The following is a 6,745-nucleotide window of genomic DNA, read 5'->3' as shown; positions in this document are numbered from 1 at the left end:
GCAACAAGGGTTGGGGCGGATATTGTTACAGCAGATACTGGATAATCTGTCTGAGCAGGGTGTGGCGCGTTTACTGCTTGAAGTGCGTGCGTCTAATGCAGCCGCCATTGCGCTATATCAATGCTGTGACCTGCAGCAGGATGCTATACGTAAAGACTATTATGAAACGACCGAGCCGGGTGTGCATGAAGATGCCTACCTGTTCAGCTGCACCTTAGCGCTCCAACCGTCCTGAGTTTAAGCGAGTCTGTTGATGAATATAACCGAAGGCGTGTTAAGTGCTTACTGGCTTTGGGGCTGTGGGATTATTTATGCCCTGTTGCTGATTTGGATTATCCGGCGTTTGCCTGGACCGTGATTTGGCGTGAGCGCGGCATTCAGCATCTATTATTTGGCTCGATGGTGGTGCTGGTATTGCTGTGGCAACTGCGTGCCGGCGTTTCTGACTATCTGACAATTTATTTTCTCGGACTGACTACGCTGACATTGATGTTTGGCTGGGATCTGGCGATTTTAGCGGGTTCCGTGGTGATGCTGGTGATGACGCTGTTAGGCGTTGAGACCTGGTCGATGTTGCCGGTTAACTTGATTTGTGGTGTGGTAATACCGGCTTTGGTTAGCTACGGCATCTTGCGTTGGGTTGAAGCGAAATTGCCGAAAAACTTTTTTGTGTATATGTTTCTGTGTGCTTTCGCTGGTGCGGCTGTGGCTGTTGGTGTCTCTGGTATGTCTATGGCACTGGTGCTGTGGCTGGATGGTATTTACCCCTGGTCGAAAATTTATCATGATTATGCCATGTACTTGCCGCTGATCATGATGCCTGAAGGCTTGATCAACGGCATTATCATGACCGGTATGATGGTGTTCCATCCCGATTGGATTCGTACCTTTGATGCCAAGGCCTATATTGATGATCAGTAGTTTTTTGCCGGTTTAACGCTTAACCGGATATTTGGCCAGTTTGCGTTGCAGTGTGCGTCGATGCATGTTGAGTGCTCGTGCCGTGGCGGAAATATTGCCCTGGTGTTGTTGTAACACCTTCTGTATGTGCTCCCACTCCAGACGATTGACTGACATGGGTTCGGCAGTAACTGTTTGTTCCGGGTCCGGCTGATCAGCTTGCAGTGCCGCCAGAATCTGATCCGTGTCGGCGGGTTTAGGCAGATAGTGGTCAGCCCCCAGTTTGATCGCATCCACCGCTGTGGCAATGCTGGCATAACCTGTCAGAACCAGCAGGCGTATATCCGGGTTAGTTTCGCGCAGACGGCCGATCAGGGTGAGTCCGGACGCGCCCTGCATTTTCAGATCCAGTGTGGCGAAGTTAAAGTGTTGCTGTTGCAGTAATAGTAGCGCTGCTTCGGCTGAATGGGCTGTGCTGACGTTAAAACCGCGACGACTCAGTGAGCGCGACAAGACATGGGTAAAGGTTGTATCGTCATCTACGATCAGAAAGCTTGGATTAGTCATCAATGTCCTGCCTGTCAGAAGAGCATGTTTTTAGCGTGACTTCCGTCAGGGTGCCGCCACCCGGATGATTGTACAGATACACTTCGCCATCCTGAGTCGCCAGCGAGGTGGTTGTCAGAAACAGGCCTATGCCCAGACCGCCTTTGGTGGTGAAGAACGGCTTGCCCATGCTGGCCAGTTGTTGTGGGCTTAAACCTGGTCCACGATCACGGATGCGTAGCGTTACCTTACCTGCTTTCAGGTAGTGAACACTGATAGTAATCGCATCAGGGCAGGCATCAGCGGCATTGTTAAGCAGGTTCAGTAGCGCTTGCTGTAGGATAACACTGGTATTAATGGTAGGCACAGGTTCCTGAACAGGCTGTAGTGTATAGCTGACCTGGGGGCGCATGATTGCCCAGGACTCCAGTACCTGTGCCAGAAACAGATCAAATCTGATTGGAGTCGGTTTGCCGGAGGCGACTTCTTCAGTCATGTTTTTGAGCTTATCGGTACAGCATTCTACCTGTTGCAACATCAGTGACAGATCGTCATCCAGTTCAGGGTGGTCTTTTTGCATATCCTTCAGAATAACGCGTAGCGTTGACAGGGGCGTACGCAGTTCGTGCGCCGTGCCAGCGGCGAGTGTGGCCAGTGCCAGCAGTTGTTGATCCAGAATGCGCTGTTCGCGTACCTCGCTCAGATCCCTGTCACGCTCGAACAGGGTTTGGCGCATCTGTACTACATAAATGCTGATAATGCCTACGGTCAGAATAAAGCTGATCCACAGACCAGTGATGTGCTGATTGAACAGATGCACCAGTGTGTGCTGGTGTGCGGCACTAAAATCCAGCAGTGGTAGATGATTGAATAACAACGACGTATACAAACCAGCTACAAGTAGTGCCATAAGCAGTGTCAAATGGCGTGGCAGGGTAGTCGCGCTGATGATCAGTGGAATGAGCATCACGAACACAAAGGGATTGGTTGCCCCGCCAAACTGGTAGAGTAGCGCGGCATAAATCACTACATCGGCACAGAGTTGGGCGAACAGTTCGGCATCAAACACCGGCCAGGCTGAGTGCAGCCTAACGTAGGTGGTCACGTTCAGGGCGATTAATGCTACCAGACTGGTGCCGGTCATAAGTAAGTCCGGCTGTAACCGCAGTAGTTTGACACCGGCATACAAAGCTAAACAGATGACAAACAGTATCAGCGTGCGAATATAGGTCAGGTGCAATAGATGTTGCTGATGTCGGTTCAAACAGACCTCCGTCGATAATCAGCTGATTATAACGGTTTTGCAGGAACCTGTGGCGTGTCACAATGTCGCACTTAGGGGTTTAGGTAGTTATTTGCAGGAGTCAGAATGAAAAAATATGTAGGCTGTGCGGGATTGGTGTTGGCGCTTATGTCTGGCTGGGTTAGCAGTGATACCATGAAGCCAGAAGACAGTGTGGAGTATCGTCAATCAGCCTTCCGGCTGATGAGTTATCAATTGAATGTGCTTAACCCGCTGCATCGCAGTAAGGCTTACTCAGATGAGCAGTTTGTCTACCGGTCGGAAATGCTTAACCACTTGGCAACGTTGGCACTGGAGGGGTTCACCGAAGAAAGTAAAGTCGTCGCGAGTCGTTCGGCCCCCGCTGTCTGGGAGAATCAAGCTGATTTTACCGAACGCATGCAGGCATTTATTGCCACGACCGCTGAATTGGCTGAATCAGCAAAAGCCGGTCAAGACAAGCAAACCCGAGATCTGTTTCGGCAGACGCTGCAAAGCTGCCGAGCCTGTCATGATCGTTATCGGTTAGAATGATCGTTGATTGTTTATAAACTCAATATCAGCGAAAATAGCCAGCATAGCTTTTCAATTTTGCGGATTTTCCGCTTAAAGCCTCCTGCCAGGAGCGCTTGTGCAAGTGTGTAGATGTCCGCGTACAAACTAGAAGATGTTAACTAATGCCCAACAGCTCAATCTCACAAGCAGTCTCACAGCGCCGTACTTTCGCTATCATCTCGCACCCGGATGCGGGTAAAACCACCATTACCGAAAAACTGCTGTTGATCGGTCAGTTGATTCAGGTGGCAGGCACAGTCAAAGGGCGGGGTAGTGACCGGCATGCGACATCCGACTGGATGACCATGGAGCAGGAGCGTGGTATTTCAATCACCTCCTCAGTGATGCAGTTCCCCTTTAATGGTCGCACGGTGAATCTTCTGGATACGCCGGGGCACGAAGACTTCTCGGAAGATACTTACCGTACGCTGACCGCGGTGGATTCGGCGCTGATGGTTGTGGATGGCGCCAAGGGGGTTGAGGAGCGTACCATTAAACTGATGGATGTGTGCCGTTTGCGGGATACACCGATCTTCTCGTTTGTGAACAAGATGGACCGTGATATACGCGATCCGATTGAGCTATTGGATGAGATAGAATCCGTACTGAAAATTGAAGCGGCGCCAATTAACTGGCCCATAGGCTCGGGTAAGTGGTTTAAAGGAGTCTATAACCTCTATACCGATACGCTGCATGTTTATACCCCGGGAATGGGGCATACGCTTGCGGATGAAAAGCTGATTCAGGGGTTGGATAACGATGCAGCTCGCGCCTTGCTGGATGATGACTATGAGGCCTATGTTGAAGAAATTGAGCTGGTAAAAGGTGCCACCCATGTTTGGGACCAGCAGGCTTATCTGGACGGTCGGTTAACACCGGTGTTTTTCGGCACGGCCTTGGGTAATTTTGGTGTGCGCGAGATGCTCACGGATTTTGTCGAGTGGGCCCCGGCTCCGCCACCCCGCCCAACGGAAACGCGTGATGTTTCCGCTGATGAAGATGCCTTCAGTGGCTTTATTTTCAAGATACAGGCGAATATGGACCCGCGTCACCGTGACCGTATTGCCTTTATGCGGATCTGCTCAGGTAGTTATACCCGTGGCATGAAAATGCGCCATGTGCGTACCGGTAAAGAGGTACGTATTGCTGATGCAGTGACCTTTATTGCCGGTGATCGTGAAAATGTCGAAGAGGCTTGGTCAGGCGATATTATCGGCTTGCACAACCACGGCACGATTCAGATAGGCGATACTTTTACCGAAGGTGAGTCCATTAAATTTACCGGTATACCGCACTTTGCCCCGGAGATGTTTCGCCGTGTCAGGCCTACCGATCCATTAAGAATGAAACAGCTGCAAAAAGGCTTGCAGCAGCTCTCCGAAGAGGGGGCTGTACAGTTGTTTATGCCGTTGAAAAACAACGATCTGATTTTGGGGCTGTGGGGCAGTTGCAGTTTGAGGTGGTGGTTTACCGCCTTAAAGATGAGTACAAGGTGGAGTGCCTTTATGAGCCCATTAGCGTGCAGACAGCACGCTGGGTCGAGTGCGATGATAACAAAATGCTGGATGAGTTCCGGCGTAAAGGACATGACAATCTGGCGTTGGATGGCTCAGGATTGTTGACCTATCTGGCACCGACACGGGTGAACCTGTCACTGACTGAAGAGCGCTGGCCGGATGTGCGCTTCCGGGCAACCCGGGAGCACTGATGTCCCTGTTTGATTCGCATTGCCACCTGGACTTTGCGGTCTTTGATGCGCAGCGCGAAGCGCTGATGCAGCAGGCTTTGGCGGAGGGAATAGACCGGATACTGGTGCCGGGTGTAACGGCAGATGATTTTGAGCGGGTACTGTCCCTGCGCCAGCATTGGCCTGAACAACTGGTTGTTGCGTTGGGATTGCATCCCTGCTTTATCGAACAGCACAGCAAACACTGTGTGGAACGTTTGGCTGAGGCTTTGCAGCGTGAAGCGGATATTGTTGCTGTGGGTGAAATCGGTCTGGATTTTCGTGCGGATATGGCGCCAGCAGAAGTGCAGGTGATGTTATTGCAGCAACAGCTGGATCTGGCGCGACAGCATGATTTACCCGTTATTCTGCATGTGGTCAAAGCACATGAACGCATGCTGAGCCTGCTGAAACGCTACCGGCTCGCAGCGGGTGGTGTGGTGCATGCTTATTCTGGCAGTATCGAGCAGGCGCGTGAATATGCCAAACTCGGATTCCGTTTAGGGATCGGTGGTACGATTTCCTATCCAAAGGCGCGGCGGCAGCGGCAACTGGCGGCTGAGCTGCCATTAGAGTGGATGCTGTTGGAAACCGATGCCCCGGATATGCCCTTGTACGGATTTATAGATCAACCTAACTCGCCACTACAAGTGCTCAGGGTCGCGCAGCAATTAGCCTCACTTCGAGACATGTCTGTTGATCAGGTTGCTGAACAAACCCTGGCTAATGCCATGACATTGTTTCGTTTGCATCAACGGTAATTAACGGTATTAATTCTCGTAATACGCACGGTGCACCTGATTGAGTGCATTCCAGGCGCTGTCGGTATAGTCATTCACCGGTAGTTGATAAAAACGTCCCCCTTCCAGCTGCTTCACACTATAACTATCAGCGGGTGGATTGATCAGCATTCGGGCAAAGTTGACCGGATAGTTAGGGCCTTTAACGCGCTGACCGTATTTGGCTTCCATCGGCCGCAGTTTTTCTCTGGCTGACACTATGTGTGCCAATGCATAGCAATCCCGGCTTTCTCCGCGACATAAACGCAGGTCTTGTGAGTCCAGTTTGTAGTACTGATTGGCTGTTGGGTCGCGCTGAAGCAAATTTTCTGTCTTGATACAGCCACTAAGCAGGCTGCCTAGTATGAGCGTTATAGCGATCTTATAGAGCATTCCGGTTGCCTCCTGTTAATTGTGAGGGTATCAGTTAGTAAAATCTTTGTACGGATTTTCGACATTGATCGATACCGGGTTCGGGTAACCGGGCAGTTTAATTTCCTGATCGCTAATGCTCAGATCTTCACCGGTGAGTACCTGGTGGTCATAGAGGTATAGAGGCCGACTGATACCGCGTGTGGCTGACAGGTCATAAGCCTGGGCAGTTTCTTTAACTTTCTCCCTGCGTAACTGCCAGTGTTGCATCTGGGCGCTGCTATAGCGCTTGCTTAGTAGCGTTTCCGTGATCTGTGGAGAGAGTATGACCGCACTGGCATTGTTGCCACCAAAGCCTTTAGCATTAATCAGCACACTGTCCATCTGCCCGGCTCGCCGGCCTGATGACTGAGCGGAAAATTCAGGTTTGACTGATGTACATCTCCGGCGATTTCTGCTGTGGTGGTAAGGCCAGGAATGATGCCATGCTGCCAGACCCCCAGGGATGCCATGATCTGATCGCCGCCAGCACAGCCTTGCGAGTGCCCAACATAGGCCTTGACCGCTGAGACTGCCAAGGCATCA

General features: G+C 51.2%; 9 protein-coding genes and 1 pseudogene. 5 read left to right on the top strand and 5 right to left on the bottom strand.

What is annotated here, in order from left to right; translation table 11 throughout:
* Positions 1-235: GNAT family N-acetyltransferase (locus LH51_RS04045; protein ID WP_036519996.1), on the top strand; the 235-nt coding region annotated here is incomplete at its 5' end.
* A 56-nt stretch (positions 236-291) separates the two neighbouring features.
* Complete coding sequence (locus tag LH51_RS04040) at positions 292-921, top strand: energy-coupling factor ABC transporter permease (RefSeq protein WP_235263501.1); 630 nt, start codon at positions 292-294, stop codon at positions 919-921.
* A gap of 12 nt (positions 922-933) precedes the next feature.
* Here the strand turns inward: LH51_RS04040 and LH51_RS04035 are convergent, their stop codons facing one another.
* Positions 934-1,467, bottom strand: coding sequence for a response regulator transcription factor (locus LH51_RS04035; RefSeq protein WP_036519994.1), 534 nt, complete (start codon positions 1,465-1,467; stop codon positions 934-936).
* A complete protein-coding gene (locus LH51_RS04030; RefSeq protein ID WP_036519991.1) occupies positions 1,460-2,710 on the bottom strand; it encodes an ATP-binding protein in 1,251 nt (416 codons plus the stop codon). The genes LH51_RS04035 and LH51_RS04030 overlap by 8 nt, the downstream gene beginning before the upstream one ends.
* A 105-nt stretch (positions 2,711-2,815) precedes the next feature.
* Between LH51_RS04030 and LH51_RS04025 the strand changes: the two genes are divergently transcribed.
* The 3 genes and pseudogenes from LH51_RS04025 (at position 2,816) to LH51_RS04015 (ending at position 5,770) form a co-directional block, all read left to right on the top strand.
* On the top strand, positions 2,816-3,262 hold the full coding sequence (locus tag LH51_RS04025) for a c-type cytochrome (protein ID WP_036519990.1): 447 nt from the start codon (positions 2,816-2,818) through the stop codon (positions 3,260-3,262).
* Positions 3,263-3,405: 143 nt separating this feature from the next.
* A pseudogene (locus tag LH51_RS04020) lies at positions 3,406-4,991 on the top strand (peptide chain release factor 3).
* Positions 4,991-5,770, top strand: coding sequence for a TatD family hydrolase (locus LH51_RS04015; protein ID WP_036519988.1), 780 nt, complete (start codon positions 4,991-4,993; stop codon positions 5,768-5,770). Before LH51_RS04020 ends, LH51_RS04015 begins: the two are co-directional and overlap by 1 nt.
* Before the next feature lie 9 nt (positions 5,771-5,779).
* On the opposite strand, the gene LH51_RS04010 is transcribed toward LH51_RS04015, so the two are convergent.
* The 3 genes from LH51_RS04010 to LH51_RS21160 all read right to left on the bottom strand — a co-directional run.
* Positions 5,780-6,181, bottom strand: a complete 402-nt coding sequence (locus LH51_RS04010) for a hypothetical protein (RefSeq protein WP_036519986.1) — start codon at positions 6,179-6,181, stop codon at positions 5,780-5,782.
* 30 nt (positions 6,182-6,211) lie between these two features.
* Positions 6,212-6,544, bottom strand: a complete 333-nt coding sequence (locus tag LH51_RS21165) for a hypothetical protein (protein ID WP_036519984.1) — start codon at positions 6,542-6,544, stop codon at positions 6,212-6,214.
* On the bottom strand, positions 6,529-6,745 hold a 217-nt coding region (locus tag LH51_RS21160; protein ID WP_036519982.1), incomplete at its 5' end, for a hypothetical protein. The genes LH51_RS21165 and LH51_RS21160, both read right to left, overlap by 16 nt.

This window comes from Nitrincola sp. A-D6 (assembly GCF_000764495.1).
GTDB lineage: Bacteria > Pseudomonadota > Gammaproteobacteria > Pseudomonadales > Balneatricaceae > Nitrincola.
Note: the sequence above shows the minus strand (reverse complement) of the source record. Positions and strands in the feature narration are given on the sequence as shown.